This window comes from Pseudomonas sp. NMI760_13, from assembly GCF_021283245.1.
GTDB classification, from domain to species: domain Bacteria; phylum Pseudomonadota; class Gammaproteobacteria; order Pseudomonadales; family Pseudomonadaceae; genus Aquipseudomonas; species Aquipseudomonas peradeniyensis.
Genome location: NZ_JAJSRC010000001.1, coordinates 148,148 through 163,800, shown reverse-complemented (window position 1 = coordinate 163,800; position 15,653 = coordinate 148,148). Strand labels below are relative to the sequence as shown.

12 protein-coding genes are annotated in these 15,653 nt (G+C 64.9%); 11 read left to right on the top strand and 1 reads right to left on the bottom strand.

The genetic code is table 11. The annotated features are described in order from the left end of the window. Positions 1–4: 4 nt before the first annotated feature. From murD to lpxC, 9 genes are all read left to right on the top strand, one after another. On the top strand, positions 5–1,351 hold the full coding sequence (murD, locus tag LU671_RS00730) for a UDP-N-acetylmuramoyl-L-alanine--D-glutamate ligase (protein WP_203647908.1): 1,347 nt from the start codon (positions 5–7) through the stop codon (positions 1,349–1,351). Continuing rightward, positions 1,348–2,562, top strand: a complete 1,215-nt coding sequence (ftsW, locus tag LU671_RS00725; protein WP_189657241.1) for a putative lipid II flippase FtsW — start codon at positions 1,348–1,350, stop codon at positions 2,560–2,562. The genes murD and ftsW overlap by 4 nt, the downstream gene beginning before the upstream one ends. Then, complete coding sequence (gene murG, locus LU671_RS00720; RefSeq protein WP_203647907.1) at positions 2,552–3,631, top strand: undecaprenyldiphospho-muramoylpentapeptide beta-N-acetylglucosaminyltransferase; 1,080 nt, start codon at positions 2,552–2,554, stop codon at positions 3,629–3,631. Before ftsW ends, murG begins: the two co-directional genes overlap by 11 nt. Beyond that, positions 3,624–5,072, top strand: a complete 1,449-nt coding sequence (gene murC, locus LU671_RS00715; protein WP_203647906.1) for a UDP-N-acetylmuramate--L-alanine ligase — start codon at positions 3,624–3,626, stop codon at positions 5,070–5,072. Before murG ends, murC begins: the two co-directional genes overlap by 8 nt. Next, entirely contained in the window at positions 5,069–6,025 is a 957-nt protein-coding gene (locus LU671_RS00710; RefSeq protein ID WP_232854669.1) for a D-alanine--D-alanine ligase, read from the top strand. The genes murC and LU671_RS00710 overlap by 4 nt, the downstream gene beginning before the upstream one ends. Before the next feature lie 6 nt (positions 6,026–6,031). Further along, positions 6,032–6,901, top strand: a complete 870-nt coding sequence (locus LU671_RS00705; protein ID WP_232854668.1) for a cell division protein FtsQ/DivIB — start codon at positions 6,032–6,034, stop codon at positions 6,899–6,901. Positions 6,902–6,915: 14 nt separating this feature from the next. Further along, positions 6,916–8,184, top strand: a complete 1,269-nt coding sequence (ftsA, locus tag LU671_RS00700; RefSeq protein ID WP_028689735.1) for a cell division protein FtsA — start codon at positions 6,916–6,918, stop codon at positions 8,182–8,184. Positions 8,185–8,239: 55 nt separating this feature from the next. Continuing rightward, on the top strand, positions 8,240–9,436 hold the full coding sequence (gene ftsZ / locus LU671_RS00695; protein WP_054894013.1) for a cell division protein FtsZ: 1,197 nt from the start codon (positions 8,240–8,242) through the stop codon (positions 9,434–9,436). Between the two features lie 112 nt (positions 9,437–9,548). Then, positions 9,549–10,460 (top strand): UDP-3-O-acyl-N-acetylglucosamine deacetylase, encoded by a 912-nt coding sequence (lpxC, locus tag LU671_RS00690; RefSeq protein WP_028689733.1) that lies wholly within the window; start codon positions 9,549–9,551, stop codon positions 10,458–10,460. A 164-nt stretch (positions 10,461–10,624) separates the two neighbouring features. Here the strand turns inward: lpxC and LU671_RS00685 are convergent, their stop codons facing one another. Continuing rightward, on the bottom strand, positions 10,625–11,080 hold the full coding sequence (locus tag LU671_RS00685; protein WP_232854667.1) for a DUF721 domain-containing protein: 456 nt from the start codon (positions 11,078–11,080) through the stop codon (positions 10,625–10,627). 355 nt (positions 11,081–11,435) lie between these two features. On the opposite strand from LU671_RS00685, the gene secA reads away from it, so the two are divergent. Both secA and argJ read left to right on the top strand, forming a co-directional pair. Continuing rightward, positions 11,436–14,171 carry a preprotein translocase subunit SecA gene (gene secA / locus LU671_RS00680; protein ID WP_203647903.1) on the top strand — a complete coding sequence of 912 codons (2,736 nt, stop codon included), beginning with the start codon at positions 11,436–11,438 and terminating at the stop codon, positions 14,169–14,171. Between the two features lie 162 nt (positions 14,172–14,333). Continuing rightward, entirely contained in the window at positions 14,334–15,551 is a 1,218-nt protein-coding gene (gene argJ, locus LU671_RS00675) for a bifunctional glutamate N-acetyltransferase/amino-acid acetyltransferase ArgJ (RefSeq protein WP_232854666.1), read from the top strand. Positions 15,552–15,653: the final 102 nt, after the last annotated feature.

Sequence of the window (15,653 nt, the reverse complement as noted above, 5' to 3'; positions counted from 1 at the left end):
GAGCGTGTCACTGATCGCTTCCGACCAATTCCGCATCGTTGTCGGCCTCGGCAAGAGCGGCATGTCCCTGGTTCGCTTCCTGGCGAACCGGGGCATTGCCTTTGCGGTCGCCGACACCCGCGAGCAACCGCCGGAACTGGATACCTTGCGCCGTGAATACCCGCAGGTGGAAGTGCGCTGTGGCGAGCTGGACGTGGACTTCCTGTGCCGGGCCAACGAGCTGTATGTGAGCCCCGGCCTGGCCCTGGCCACGCCTGCCCTGCAGCAGGCCGCCGCGCGCGGCGTGAAGCTGTCCGGCGACATCGAGCTGTTCGCCCGCCACGCCAAGGCACCGATCGTCGCCATCAGCGGCTCCAACGCCAAGAGCACCGTGACCACCCTGGTCGGCGAGATGGCCGCCAAGGCAGGCAAACGTGTGGCAGTCGGCGGCAACCTTGGCACCCCGGCCCTCGACCTGCTGGCCGACGATGTCGAGCTGTACGTGCTGGAGCTGTCGAGCTTCCAGCTGGAGACCACCGACCAGCTCAACGCCGAAGTGGCCACCGTGCTGAACATCAGCGAAGACCACATGGACCGCTACAGCGGCCTGCCGGCCTATCACCTGGCCAAGCACCGGATCTTCCGCGGCGCCCGCCAGGTGGTGGTGAACCGCCAGGATGCCCTGAGCCGTCCATTGCCGGTCGAAGGCCGGCCGAGCTGGAGCTTCGGTCTCAACGCGCCGGACTTCAAGGCCTTCGGCCTGCGCGAGGTCGAGGGCGAGAAGTACCTGGCCTTCGAATTCCAGGCCCTCATGCCGGTGCGTGAGCTGAAGATCCGTGGCGCCCACAACCAGAGCAATGCCCTGGCCGCGTTGGCTCTCGGCCATGCCGCCGGTCTGCCATTCGAGCCGATGCTCGAGGCGCTGCGTGAATTCAAGGGCCTGGCCCATCGCTGCCAGTGGGTACGTGAGCGCAACGGAGTGAACTGGTACGACGATTCCAAGGCCACCAACGTCGGTGCGGCCCTGGCCGCCATCGAAGGCCTGGGCGCCGATATCGAAGGCAAGCTGGTACTGATCGCCGGTGGCGACGGCAAGGGCGCCGACTTCGCCGCCCTGCGCGAGCCGGTGGCTCAACACTGCCGTGCCGTGGTGCTGCTCGGCCGTGACGCCGAGCGTCTGGCCGAAACCTTGGGCGATGCCGTGGCGCAAGTCCGGGTCAAGAGCCTCGACGAAGCCGTGCAGCGTTGCGCCGAGCTGGCCCAGCCGGGTGACGCGGTACTGCTGTCGCCTGCCTGCGCCAGCCTCGACATGTTCAAGAATTTCGAAGAACGCGGGCGCCTGTTCGCCCAGGCGGCGGAGGGGCTGGCATGATCTTCGGCATCCTCAAACCGTACCCGTCGCCGCTGATCAGCGGCCGTGGCATCGACCTCGACTTCCCGCTGCTGGCCGGTTGCCTGGCGCTGCTGGGCCTGGGCCTGGTGATGATTACTTCGGCCTCCTCGGAAGTGGCCGCGGTGCAGTCGGGCAACCCGCTGTACCACATGTTCCGCCACCTGGTGTACGTCACCCTCGGCCTGGGCGCCGGGTTGATGACCATGCTGGTGCCGATCGCCACCTGGCAGCGCATGGGCTTCCTCATGCTGATCGGTGCCTTCGGCCTGCTGGTGCTGGTACTGGTACCGGGTATTGGCCGCGAAGTGAACGGTTCGATGCGCTGGATCGGCTTCAGCTTCTTCAACGTGCAGCCGTCGGAGATCGCCAAGGTCTTCGTGGTCATCTACCTCGCTGGCTACCTGGTGCGCCGGCAGACCGAGGTGCGCGAGAGCTGGATGGGCTTCTTCAAGCCGTTCATCGTGCTGCTGCCGATGGCCGGCCTACTGCTGATGGAGCCGGACTTCGGCGCCACGGTGGTGATGATGGGCGCCGCGGCGGCCATGCTGTTCCTTGGCGGGGTAGGGTTGTTCCGCTTCTCGCTGATGGTGGTGCTGGCGGTCATTTCGGTGGTGGTGCTGGTCCAGGCCCAGCCGTACCGCATGGCGCGACTGATCACTTTCACCGACCCCTGGTCCGACCAGTTCGGCTCCGGCTACCAGCTGACCCAGGCGCTGATCGCCTTCGGCCGCGGCGAGTGGCTGGGTGTGGGCCTGGGCAACAGTGTGCAGAAGCAGTTCTACCTGCCCGAGGCGCACACCGACTTCGTGTTCTCGGTGCTGGCCGAAGAGCTGGGCGTGATCGGCTCGCTGCTGACCATCGCGCTGTTCGTCTTCATTACCGTGCGTGCGCTGTACATCGGCCTGTGGGCCGAGAAGGCCAAGCAGTTCTTCGCCGCCTACATGGCCTTTGGCCTGTCGTTCCTGTGGATCGGCCAGTTCCTGATCAACATCGGCGTGAACGTCGGCCTGCTGCCGACCAAGGGCCTGACCCTGCCGTTCCTCAGCTACGGCGGCAGCTCGCTGGTGATCTGCTGCGCCTGCGTAGGGCTGTTGCTGCGCATCGAGTGGGAGAGTCGCACGCACCTGGGCAGCGAGGAACACGAATTCAAGGAGAGCGATTTTGCCGAGGAGACCAGTCATGGCCGCTGACGGCAAGAACATCCTGATCATGGCCGGCGGTACCGGGGGCCACGTGTTCCCGGCCCTGGCCTGCGCCCGCGAGTTCCAGGCCCGTGGCTACAGCGTGCACTGGCTGGGCACCCCGCGTGGCATCGAGAACGAACTGGTACCCCAGGCCGGCCTGCCGCTGCACTTGATCCAGGTCACCGGCCTGCGTGGCAAGGGCAAGCTGTCGCTGCTCAAGGCACCGTTCACTTTGATCAAGGCCGTGCTGCAGGCGCGGCGCATCGTGCGTGAGCTCAAGCCGGTCTGCGTGGTCGGCTTCGGTGGCTATGTGACCGGCCCCGGCGGTGTTGCCGCCCGCTTGTGCGGGGTGCCGCTGGTGATCCACGAGCAGAATGCCCGCGCCGGCACCACCAATCGCCTGCTGCTGCCGTTGGCCGCACGTGTCTGCGAAGCCTTCCCGGACACCTTCGCCGCCAGCGACAAGCTGCGCACCACCGGCAATCCGGTGCGTGCTGAGCTGTTCATGGAGGCGGCACGCGCGCCCCTGGCCGAGCGCCGTGCGCGCCTGCTGGTCATGGGCGGCAGCCTGGGTGCGGAACCATTGAACAAATTGTTGCCTAAGGCCCTGTCCGAAGTGCCGGCGAACCTGCGCCCCGAGGTGTTCCACCAGGCCGGGAAAAATCACGCCCCTGTCACCGCCGAGCGTTATCACGAGGCGGGTGTCGAGGCCCAGGTCGAACCGTTCATCAAGGACATGGCCCATGCCTATGGCTGGGCCGATATGGTGGTGTGCCGGGCCGGCGCCCTGACCGTCAGCGAACTCGCGGCGGCGGGCCTGCCCTCGATGCTGGTGCCCTTGCCCCATGCCATCGACGACCACCAGACCCACAACGCCCAATACCTGGCTCGCGAAGGCGCCGCCTTCCTGATGCCACAAGCGACTACTGGCGCAGCGCAGCTCGCTGAACGCCTGAACGAGGTGCTGATGCAACCCGAGAAACTCAACGCCATGGCCGGCACCGCCCGCCGCCTGGCCAAACCTGGCGCAACCAGCACCGTGGTCGATATCTGCCTGGAGGTGGCCCATGGTTGAGAGCCAGAAAGCCATGCCCCACCCGAAAATGGGCCGTATCCGTCGCATCCACTTCGTCGGTATCGGCGGCGTGGGCATGTGCGGCATTGCCGAAGTGCTGCTGAACCTGGGCTATGAAGTGTCCGGTTCCGACCTGAAGGAGTCGCCGGTGACCGAGCGCCTGCAGTCGTTCGGCGCGCAGATCTTCGTCGGCCACCGCGCCGAGAACGCCGCCAACGCTGACGTGCTGGTGGTGTCGAGCGCGATCAACCCGGCCAACCCGGAAGTCGCCACCGCCCTGGAGCGCCGCATTCCCGTGGTGCCGCGCGCCGAGATGCTCGCCGAGCTGATGCGCTACCGCCACGGCGTAGCCGTTGCCGGCACCCACGGCAAGACCACCACCACCAGCCTGCTGGCCTCGGTGTTCGCCGCCGGTGGCCTGGACCCGACTTTCGTCATCGGTGGCCGCCTGACCGCGGCCGGCACCAACGCGCAGCTGGGCACCAGCCGCTACCTGATCGCCGAGGCCGACGAGAGCGACGCCAGTTTCCTGCACCTGCAGCCGATGGTCGCCGTGGTCACCAACATCGACGCCGACCACATGGCCACCTACGAAGGTGACTTCAACAAGCTGAAGAAGACCTTCGTCGAGTTCCTGCACAACCTGCCGTTCTACGGGCTGGCGGTGATGTGCCTGGACGACCCGGTGGTGCGCGAGATCCTGCCGCAGGTCAAGCGTCCGACCGTCACCTACGGCTTCAGCGAAGAGGCCGATATCCGCGCCATCAACGTACGCCAGCAAGGCATGCAGACCCACTTCACCGTGCTGCGCCGTGACTGCGAGCCGCTGGAAGTGTCGGTGAACATGCCGGGCAACCACAACGTGCTCAACGCCCTGGCCACCATCGCCATCGCCACCGACGAAGGCATCAGCGACCAAGCCATCGTCCAGGGCCTGTCGGGCTTCCAGGGCGTCGGTCGACGCTTCCAGGTGTACGGCGAGTTGCCGGTCGACGGCGGCAGCGTGATGCTGGTCGACGACTACGGCCACCACCCGACCGAAGTCGCCGCGGTGATCAAGGCCGTGCGTGGCGGCTGGCCGAGCCGTCGCCTGGTGATCGTCTACCAGCCGCACCGCTACAGCCGCACCCGCGACCTGTACGACGATTTCGTGCAGGTGCTGGGCGATGCCAACGTGCTGCTGCTGATGGAGGTCTACCCGGCCGGCGAAGAGCCGATCCCCGGTGCCGACAGCCGCCAGCTGTGCCACAGCATCCGCCAGCGCGGCAAGCTCGACCCGATCTACATCGAGCGCGGCGCCGAGCTCGCGCCGCTGGTCAAGCCGCTGCTGCGCGCCGGCGACATCCTGATCTGCCAGGGTGCCGGTGATGTCGGCGGCCTGGCCCCGCAACTGATGAAAAGCCCGCTGTTCGCTGGCGCCAAGCAGGAGAAGTCGAAATGACCAGCGCCTACGACAAATTGCATTCCACCCTCGACGTCAAGGCCTTCGGCCGCGTTGCCGTGCTGTACGGTGGCAAGAGCGCCGAGCGCGAGGTCTCGCTCAAGTCGGGCAAGGCCGTGATCGAGGCGCTGAGCAGCGCCGGAGTCGACGTGGTCGCCATCGACGTCGGTGACGACCTGCTGGATCGCTTGCAGAACGAGAAGATCGACCGCGCCTTCATCATCCTCCACGGCCGTGGCGGTGAGGACGGCAGCATGCAGGGCCTGCTCGAATGCCTGGGCATCCCTTACACCGGCAGCGGCATCCTCGCCTCGGCGCTGGCCATGGACAAGCTGCGCACCAAGCAGGTGTGGCAGAGCCTGGGCATCCCGACCCCGCGTCACGCGGTGCTGGGCAGCGAGCAGGATTGTGTTGCCGCCAGTGCGGAACTGGGCTTCCCGTTGATCGTCAAACCTGCCCATGAAGGTTCGAGCATCGGCATGGCCAAGGTGAACAGCGAGCAGGAACTGGTCGCCGCCTGGAAAGACGCCGCCAAATACGATTCGCAGGTACTGGTCGAGCAATGGATCCACGGCCCGGAGTTCACCGTCGCCGTATTGCGTGGCCAGGTGCTGCCGCCGATCGCGCTGGGCACCCCGCACGTGTTCTACGACTACGACGCCAAGTACATCGCCAATGACACCCAGTACCGCATCCCGTGCGGCCTGGACAGCGTCAAGGAACAGGAACTGATCGACCTGACCGCGCGCGCCTGCGATGCCGTTGGCATCGAGGGTTGGGGCCGGCTGGACGTGATGCAGGACGAGCAGGGCCGGTTCTGGCTGCTCGAGGTCAACACCGCACCGGGCATGACCGACCATAGCCTGGTGCCCATGGCGGCCCGCGCCGCCGGCCTGGACTTCCAGCAACTGGTGCTGGCGATCCTGGCCGACAGCGTAGCGAAGCGAGGTTAACCAGCCATGCAAGGCGCGATGATACGTCAGCAACCACCCGTTACCGGCCGCAGCAAGCCGGTGCCACGTGGTGCCAGCCGACTGGTGGCCGACGAGCCCGTATCGGCGCGCCTGCCTCGGCCAAGCTTCGGCGGTCTCAAGCGCCTGTTGTGGCCGGTGCTGCTGGTGGCCGCAGGCTTTGGCGCCTACGAGGGCGCCATCCGCCTGATGCCCTACGCCGACCGACCGATCACCAAGATCGACGTGCAGGGCGACCTCAGCTACATCAGCCAGCAGTCGGTGCAGCAGCGGATCGCGCCGTACGTGGCGGCGAGCTTCTTCACCGTCGACCTGGCGGCGATGCGCGTGGAGCTGGAGCAGATGCCCTGGATCGCCCACGCCGAAGTGCGCCGGGTGTGGCCGGACGAGGTGGTGATCCGCCTGGAAGAACAGTTGCCGGTGGCGCGCTGGGGCGACGAGGCCTTGCTCAACAACCAGGGCCAGGCCTTCACCCCGCGCGAGCTGGCCAACTACGAGCACCTGCCGCAGCTGTTCGGGCCGCAGCGCGCTCAGCAACAAGTCATGCAGCAGTATCAGGTATTGAGCCAGATGCTGCGCCCCATGGGCTTTTCCATCGCTCGCCTGGAGCTGCGCGAGCGAGGCAGCTGGTTCCTGACCACCGGTGCGGGCAGCGCCGGGCAGGGCGTCGAGCTGCTGCTGGGGCGCGACCATCTGGTGGAGAAGATGCGCCGTTTCATTGCCATTTACGACAAATCGCTTAAAGACCAGATCACCAATATCGCCCGCATCGATCTGCGTTATTCCAACGGACTTGCCGTTGGTTGGCGGGAACCGAATGCACCGACGACGGCCCAACCCGCCGTTGCGAAGAATTAGAGAGAGGCAGGACCATGGCAAACGCGCATAGCGGCAAAATGATCGTCGGGCTGGACATCGGCACCTCCAAGGTGGTGGCGCTGGTGGGTGAGGTCGGCGAGGATGGCACCCTGGAAATCGTCGGGATCGGCACCCATCCGTCCCGCGGCCTGAAGAAGGGCGTGGTGGTGAACATCGAATCGACCGTGCAGTCGATCCAGCGCGCCGTCGAAGAGGCCCAGCTGATGGCCGGCTGCCGCATCCACTCGGCGTTCGTCGGCGTGGCCGGCAACCACATCCGCAGCCTGAACTCCCACGGCATCGTCGCCATCCGCGACCGCGAAGTCAGCACCGCCGACCTCGAGCGCGTGCTCGATGCCGCCCAGGCCGTGGCCATTCCGGCCGACCAGCGGGTGCTGCACACCCTGCCGCAGGACTACGTGATCGACAACCAGGAGGGCGTGCGCGAGCCCCTGGGCATGTCGGGCGTGCGCCTGGAAGCCAAGGTCCACGTGGTCACCTGCGCGGTCAACGCGGCGCAGAACATCGAGAAGTGCGTGCGCCGCTGCGGCCTGGAAATCGACGACATCATCCTCGAGCAGCTGGCCTCGGCCTACTCGGTGCTGACTGACGACGAGAAAGAGCTGGGCGTGTGCCTGGTGGACATCGGTGGCGGCACCACCGACATCGCCATCTTCACCGAAGGCGCGATCCGTCACACCGCGGTGATCCCGATCGCCGGTGATCAGGTCACCAACGACATCGCCATGGCCCTGCGCACCCCCACGCAGTACGCCGAGGAAATCAAGATCCGCTACGCCTGCGCCCTGGCCAAGCTGGCCGGCGCCGGCGAGACCATCAAGGTGCCGAGCGTCGGCGACCGCCCGCCACGCGAGCTGTCGCGCCAGGCCCTGGCCGAAGTGGTGGAGCCGCGTTACGACGAGCTGTTCACCCTGATCCAGGCTGAACTGCGTCGCAGCGGTTTCGAGGACCTGGTGCCGGCCGGCATCGTCCTCACCGGCGGCACCGCGAAGATGGAAGGCGCCGTGGAACTGGCCGAGGAGATCTTCCACATGCCGGTACGCCTGGGCGTGCCGCACAGCGTTCGGGGCCTGAGCGACGTGGTGCGCAACCCGATCTATTCCACCGGCGTGGGCCTGCTCACCTACGGCCTGCAGAAGCAGTCCGAGGACCCGTCCCTGACCGGTATCAGCAACAGCAACAGCAGCAACAACAGCTATGGCGATGAACCGAAGGGCCCTGTGCTTGAACGACTCAAGCGTTGGGTCCAGAGCAACTTCTAAGTTTCAAAGCAGTAGTGGTAGGCGCGACAACTAGAGAACTGTAAGGAGAGGGAAAATGTTCGAGCTCGTAGACAACGTCCCGCAAAGTCCGGTCATCAAGGTGATCGGCGTTGGCGGTGGCGGCGGCAACGCCGTCAACCACATGGTCAAGAGCAGCATCGAAGGCGTGGAATTCATCTGCGCCAACACCGATGCTCAGGCGCTGAAAAACATCGGCGCACGCACCATCCTGCAACTGGGCACGGGTGTGACCAAGGGCCTGGGTGCCGGTGCCAATCCGGAAGTCGGTCGTCAGGCCGCGCTGGAAGACCGTGAGCGCATCGCCGAGGTGCTGCAGGGCACCAACATGGTGTTCATCACCACCGGCATGGGCGGCGGTACCGGTACCGGCGCGGCGCCAATCATCGCCGAAGTGGCGAAAGAGATGGGTATCCTCACCGTTGCGGTGGTGACCCGTCCGTTCCCGTTCGAGGGCCGCAAGCGCATGCAGATCGCCGACGAAGGCATCCGCATGCTGGCTGAGAGCGTCGACTCGCTGATCACCATCCCCAACGAGAAGCTGCTGACCATCCTGGGCAAGGATGCAAGCCTGCTGTCCGCCTTCGCCAAGGCCGACGACGTGCTGGCCGGTGCCGTTCGCGGTATCTCCGACATCATCAAGCGTCCGGGCATGATCAACGTCGACTTTGCCGACGTGCGCACCGTGATGGGCGAGATGGGCATGGCGATGATGGGTACCGGTTGCGCCAGCGGCCCGAACCGTGCTCGCGAAGCCACCGAGGCGGCGATCCGCAACCCGCTGCTCGAGGACGTCAACCTGCAGGGCGCCCGCGGCATCCTGGTGAACATCACCGCCGGTCCCGACCTGTCGCTGGGCGAGTACTCCGACGTGGGTAGCATCATCGAGGCCTTCGCCTCCGACCACGCGATGGTCAAGGTCGGCACCGTGATCGATCCGGACATGCGCGACGAGCTGCACGTGACCGTGGTGGCCACTGGCCTGGGCGCGCGTATCGAGAAACCGGTCAAGGTGGTCGACAACACCCTGCAGACTGCCCAGCAGGTGTATGAGTCCTCCAACCCGGCCCCGGTTCGCCAGGAGCAGTCGGCGGTCAACTACCGTGACCTGGAGCGTCCGACCGTGATGCGCAACCAGGCCCACGCGGGTGCCGCGGCGGCAGCTAAACTCAACCCTCAGGATGATCTGGACTACCTGGATATCCCGGCGTTCCTGCGTCGTCAGGCCGATTAATGGAATTTATCAGGGGTATTAGGGTGATTGGTGTTCAGCAAAGGCCGGGTCTGTTATCATCCCCAGCCTTTGTTGATACCTGTTCGCAATTTGCGCTGAAGCGGCCAATGCCATGATTAGACAACGCACCCTGAAGAATACCATCCGTGCCACAGGTGTCGGCCTGCACTCCGGGGAGAAGGTCTACCTGACCCTCAAGCCTGCGCCTGTCGACACCGGCATCGTCTTCCGTCGCGCCGACCTCGACCCTGTGGTCGAAATCCCGGCGCGCGCGGCCAACGTCGGTGAGACCACCATGTCCACGACATTGGTCAACGGTGACGTCAAAGTCGATACGGTCGAGCACCTGCTCTCCGCCATGGCGGGCCTGGGCATCGATAACGCCTACGTCGAGCTCTCCGCCTCGGAAGTGCCGATCATGGATGGCAGCGCCGGACCCTTCGTATTCCTGATCCAATCGGCCGGCCTGGAAGAACAGGACGCAGCCAAGAAGTTCATCCGCATCCTGCGCGAAGTGACAGTGGAAGAGGGCGACAAGCGCGCCACTTTCCTGCCTTTCGACGGGTTCAAGGTGAGCTTCGAGATCGACTTCGATCACCCGGTCCTCAAGGGCCAGACCCAGAGCGCGGTCGTCGATTTCTCCAGCACCTCGTTCGTCAAGGAAGTCAGCCGTGCCCGCACGTTCGGCTTCATGCGTGACATCGAGTACCTGCGCAAGCACAACCTTGCGTTGGGCGGCAGCGTGGAGAACGCCATCGTGGTCGACGAGACCGGTGTGCTTAACGAAGACGGCCTTCGTTCCGATGACGAATTCGTCAAGCACAAGATCCTCGACGCCATCGGCGACCTTTATCTGCTGGGCAATAGCCTGATCGGCGAGTTCAAGGGCTACAAGTCCGGGCACGCGCTGAACAACCAGCTGCTGCGCAAGCTGATCGCTGAAACGGACGCTTGGGAAGTGGTCACCTTCGAAGATGCCAGCACGGCACCGATCTCGTACATGCGCCCTGTTGCGGCCGTGTAAGTTCGAACACTCTCTCTAGTGATTAAGGCCACCTTCGGGTGGCCTTTTTTATGGAGTGCAGCCAGAAGGTGGAGCGTGGGAGCGGGCTTGACCCGCGATAGGCCCGCGCACGCTATCGCGGGGCAAGTCGGGTCGCCGCATCGCCGCTCCCACGTGGTCGTGTATCAGGCTTTGCTCTGCGCATGCGCCGCCAGGCGCTCCAGCGCTGCGCGCAGCTTCGGGTCGCTGATGCCCTCGGCCGAACCTAGGATGCTGTCTGCGGCAGATTCCGACAGTTCAGGCCCGTGACCTTCGTGTTTTGCTGCTACCAGCGGTGGTTGCACCTTGAACTGGATGCGGCTCAGGTTGGCGAACGCCTCCATGGCTTGCAGCTGGCGTTGCAGGCGCTTCTGCTGGTAGCGCAGACGGGTGGCCCAATGGCCGTCGGTTACCACCAGCAATAATGTCCCTTCCTTCCAGGAGGCCACGTGGCAGTGCTCGCGGGCGGCCGGTTGCAGCTGGCTTTCCAGCAGGCGCTGCAGGTGCTCGAGGCGTTCGGCCTGGTTGAGCAGCAGGCGCAGTGGCCGTGCCTTGCGCAACAGGTCGGCGGGGGGGCGGGCAGGGGTGGGTTTGTAGGCCATGGAGGTCTGCAGAGGGTTACAGGATCGACAGTCTACCAGTTGGGCATTCATCGCGGGGCAAGCCCGCTCCCACGCCAGCGTGTGGCGGGGCGTGGGAGCGGGCTTGCCCCGCGAGCGGTCGTCGGATCTTGATGCAAGTCATTCGCGATACGTTTCATCTTCGCGCACCTTGAACTTGCGCAAAAAGCCCCTATGTTAGTCAGGCCCCCTAAAAGCGCTGTGCCAGCATCGTGGAAATCCACCACTTTCCTCACCATCGTTTCCGGGTAGAATGCTCGTTCGCATGCGGCCTCAGGGCTGCACGGGCGACTCACGGGGCCGCCCTCCATCCCTACGTGTGGAAGATCCTGCCGATATGTTTGCGCCTTTGTTAAAAAAACTTTTTGGAAGCAAGAACGAGCGTGAAATCAAACGCATGCTCAAGACGGTGAGCACCGTCAATGCCTTCGAAGAGAAGATGGTGGCCCTCTCCGACGAGCAGCTGCGGGGCAAGACCGCAGAGTTCAAGGAGCGTCTGGCCAAAGGCGAGACTCTCGACCAGCTGCTGCCCGAAGCCTTCGCCGTGGCCCGCGAGGCCGGCAAGCGCGTGATGGGCATGCGTCACTTCGATGTCCAGCTGATCGGCGGCATGACCTTGCACGAAGGCATGATCGCAGAAATGCGTACCGGTGAAGGCAAGACCTTGGTCGGTACCCTGGCCGTGTACCTCAACGCGCTGTCCGGCAAGGGCGTGCACGTGGTCACCGTCAACGACTACCTGGCCCGCCGCGACGCCAACTGGATGCGTCCGCTGTACGAGTTCCTCGGCCTCAACGTCGGCATCGTCTCGGCCTTCCAGCCGCCGGAAGAAAAGCGTGCCGCCTATGCCGCCGACATCACCTACGGCACCAACAACGAATTCGGTTTCGACTACCTGCGCGACAACATGGCGTTCAGTCAGGACGAGAAGTTCCAGCGTGAGCTGAACTTCGCCGTGATCGACGAAGTCGACTCGATCCTCATCGACGAGGCGCGCACCCCGCTGATCATCTCCGGCCAGGCCGAGGACAGCTCCAAGCTGTACATCGAGATCAACCGCCTGATCCCGCGTCTGACCCAGCACATCGAGGAAGTCGAAGGCCAGGTGACCCAAGAGGGCCACTACAGCATCGACGAGAAGAGCCGCCAGGTCGAACTGAACGAGGCCGGCCACCAGTTCATCGAGGACATGCTGACCCAGTCCGGCCTGCTGGCCGAGGGCGAGAGCCTGTATTCGGCGCACAACCTGAGCCTGCTGACCCACGTCTACGCCGGCCTGCGCGCGCACAAGCTGTTCCACCGCAACGTCGAGTACATCGTCCAGGAAGGCCAGATCCTCCTGATCGACGAGCACACCGGCCGTACCATGCCGGGCCGCCGCCTGTCCGAAGGCCTGCACCAGGCCATCGAGGCCAAGGAAAACCTGAACATCCAGGCCGAGAGCCAGACCCTGGCCTCGACCACCTTCCAGAACTACTTCCGTCTCTACAGCAAGCTGTCCGGCATGACCGGTACCGCCGACACCGAGGCGTTCGAGTTCGCCCAGATCTACAACCTCAACGTGATGGTCATCCCACCGAACAAGCCGTTGGCCCGCAAGGACTTCAACGACCTGGTGTACCTGACCGCCGACGAGAAGTACGCCGCGATCATCGCCGACATCAAGGAAAGCATGGCCCATGGCCGTCCGGTCCTGGTCGGTACCGCGACCATCGAAACCTCCGAGCACATGTCCAACCTGCTCAAGAAGGAAGGTATCGACCACAAGGTCCTGAACGCCAAGTACCACGAGAAAGAAGCCGAGATCATCGCGCAAGCCGGTGCTCCGGGCGCGCTGACCATCGCCACCAACATGGCCGGTCGTGGTACCGACATCCTGCTGGGCGGCAACTGGGAGGCCGAAGTGGCCGCCCTGGACAACCCGACCACCGAGCAGATCGCCCAGATCAAGGCCGACTGGCAGAAGCGTCACCAGCAGGTGCTGGAAGCCGGTGGCCTGCACGTGATCGCCTCCGAGCGCCACGAGTCGCGCCGCATCGACAACCAGCTGCGTGGCCGTGCCGGCCGTCAGGGCGATGCCGGTTCCAGCCGCTTCTACCTGTCGCTGGAAGACAGCCTGATGCGCATCTTCGCCTCCGACCGGGTGAAGAACTTCATGAAGGCCCTGGGGATGCAGTCCGGCGAGGCCATCGAGCACCGCATGGTGACCAACGCCATCGAGAAGGCGCAGCGCAAGGTCGAAGGCCGCAACTTCGACATCCGCAAGCAACTGCTCGAATACGATGACGTGGCCAACGAGCAGCGCAAGGTGATCTACCACATGCGCAACAGCCTGCTGGCCGCCGAGAACATCGGCGACACCATCGCCGAGTTCCGCCAGGAAGTGCTCGACGCCACCATCAGCCAGCACATCCCGCCGCAATCGCTGCCCGAGCAGTGGGACGTGGCCGGCCTGGAAGCTTCGCTGGCTAGCGATTTCGCCATCAAGCTGCCGATCCAGCAGTGGCTCGACGAGGACGATCACCTCTACGAGGAGACCCTGCGCGAGCGGCTGATCAAGGAAATCACCGACGCCTACAACGAGAAGGAAGACCAGGCCGGCATCGACGCCCTGCGCACCTTCGAGAAGCAGATCCTGCTGCGCGTGCTGGACGACCTGTGGAAAGACCACCTGTCGACCATGGACCACCTGCGCCACGGTATCCACCTGCGTGGCTATGCGCAGAAGAACCCGAAGCAGGAGTACAAGCGCGAGTCGTTCACCCTGTTCCAGGAACTGCTGGAGTCGATCAAGCGCGACACCATCCGCGTGCTGTCGCACGTCCAGGTACGCCGCGAAGACCCGGCCGAGGAAGAGGCGCGCCTGCGCCGCGAGGCCGAGGAACTGGCCAGCCGCATGCAGTTCCAGCATGCCGCCGCGCCGGGCCTGGAAGGTGAGCAGCTGGCTGAGGAAGGCGCTGAAGTCGCGGTGGCCTCTGCACCGGTTCGCAACGACATGAAGCTGGGCCGCAACGAGCCGTGCTGGTGTGGTTCGGGCAAGAAATTCAAGCATTGCCATGGTCAGATTGAATGATCTGAATTCGCCACTGGCTTGAGATCCCGGGGCTGCCTTGCAGCCCTTCGCGGCACAAGGCCGCTCCTACAGGAATCGCAACACCCCTGTAGGAGCGGCCTTGTGCCGCGAAAGGGGCGCAAAGCGCCCCCTAATTCCCCACAATTTTCTAGGAGCGCTCTAATGGCTGTTGGTCTTGGTCCCCTGCCCACCCTGCACCCGGTTCCCGGTTTCGAACTCGGTATCGCCTCGGCGGGCATCAAGCGCCCAGGGCGCAAGGATGTGGTGGTGATGCGCTGCGCCGAAGGCTCCAGCGTCGCCGGCGTGTTCACCCTCAACGCCTTTTGCGCGGCCCCGGTGATCCTCTCCAAGCAGCGTGTGCTGGGCACCGTGCGTTATCTGCTGACCAACACCGGCAACGCCAACGCCGGGACCGGCGCGCCGGGTCTGGCCGCCGCCGAGCGCACCTGCGCCAAGCTGGCGGAGCTTGCCGGCGTGCCGGCGGAGTCCGTGTTGCCGTTCTCCACCGGCGTGATCGGCGAGCCGCTGCCGGTCGAGAAGATCGAAGGCGCGCTGCAGGCCGCCCTGGACAACCTGTCGGAAAACCACTGGGCCGAAGCCGCCACCGGCATCATGACCACCGACACCCTGCCCAAGGGCGCCAGCCGCCAGTTCCAGTACGACGGCAAGACCATCACCGTCACCGGCATCAGCAAGGGCGCGGGCATGATTCGCCCGAACATGGCCACCATGCTCGGCTACATCGCCACCGACGCCAAGGTCGCCCCGGCGGTGCTCAAGGACCTGATGCTCGACGGCGCCAACAAGTCGTTCAACCGCATCACCATCGACGGCGACACCTCGACCAACGACTGCTGCATGCTGATTGCCACCGGCAAGGCCGATGTGCCGGAAGTGACCGAGGCCAGCGGCGCACTGTTCGAAGCGCTGAAGAAAGCGGTGTTCGAGGTGTGCATGGAGGTGGCCCAGGCCATCGTCCGTGACGGCGAAGGCGCCACCAAGTTCGTCACCGTGCAGGTCAACGGCGGTGGCAACCACCAGGAGTGCCTGGACGTCGGCTACGCCGTGGCCCACTCGCCGCTGATCAAGACCGCGCTGTTCGCCTCCGACCCCAACTGGGGCCGTATCCTCGCCGCGGTTGGCCGTGCCGGTGTGCCAGAGCTGGATGTTAGCCTGATCGACGTCTACCTCGACAACGTGTGCATCGCCAGCCAGGGCGGTCGCAGCCCGAGCTACACCGAGGCGCAGGGTTCGGCAGTGATGGCCCAGGAGGAGATCACCATCCGCATCGAGCTGGGTCGTGGCCAGTGCAGCGAAACCATCTGGACCACCGACCTGTCCCACGAGTACGTGAAGATCAACGCCGAATACCGGACCTGATGCATAGGGGCCGCTTTGCGGCCCTTTCGCGGCACAAGGCCGCTCCTACAAGGGAACGCGATCTCCTGTAGGAGCGGCCTTGTGCCGCGAAAGGGCTGCAAG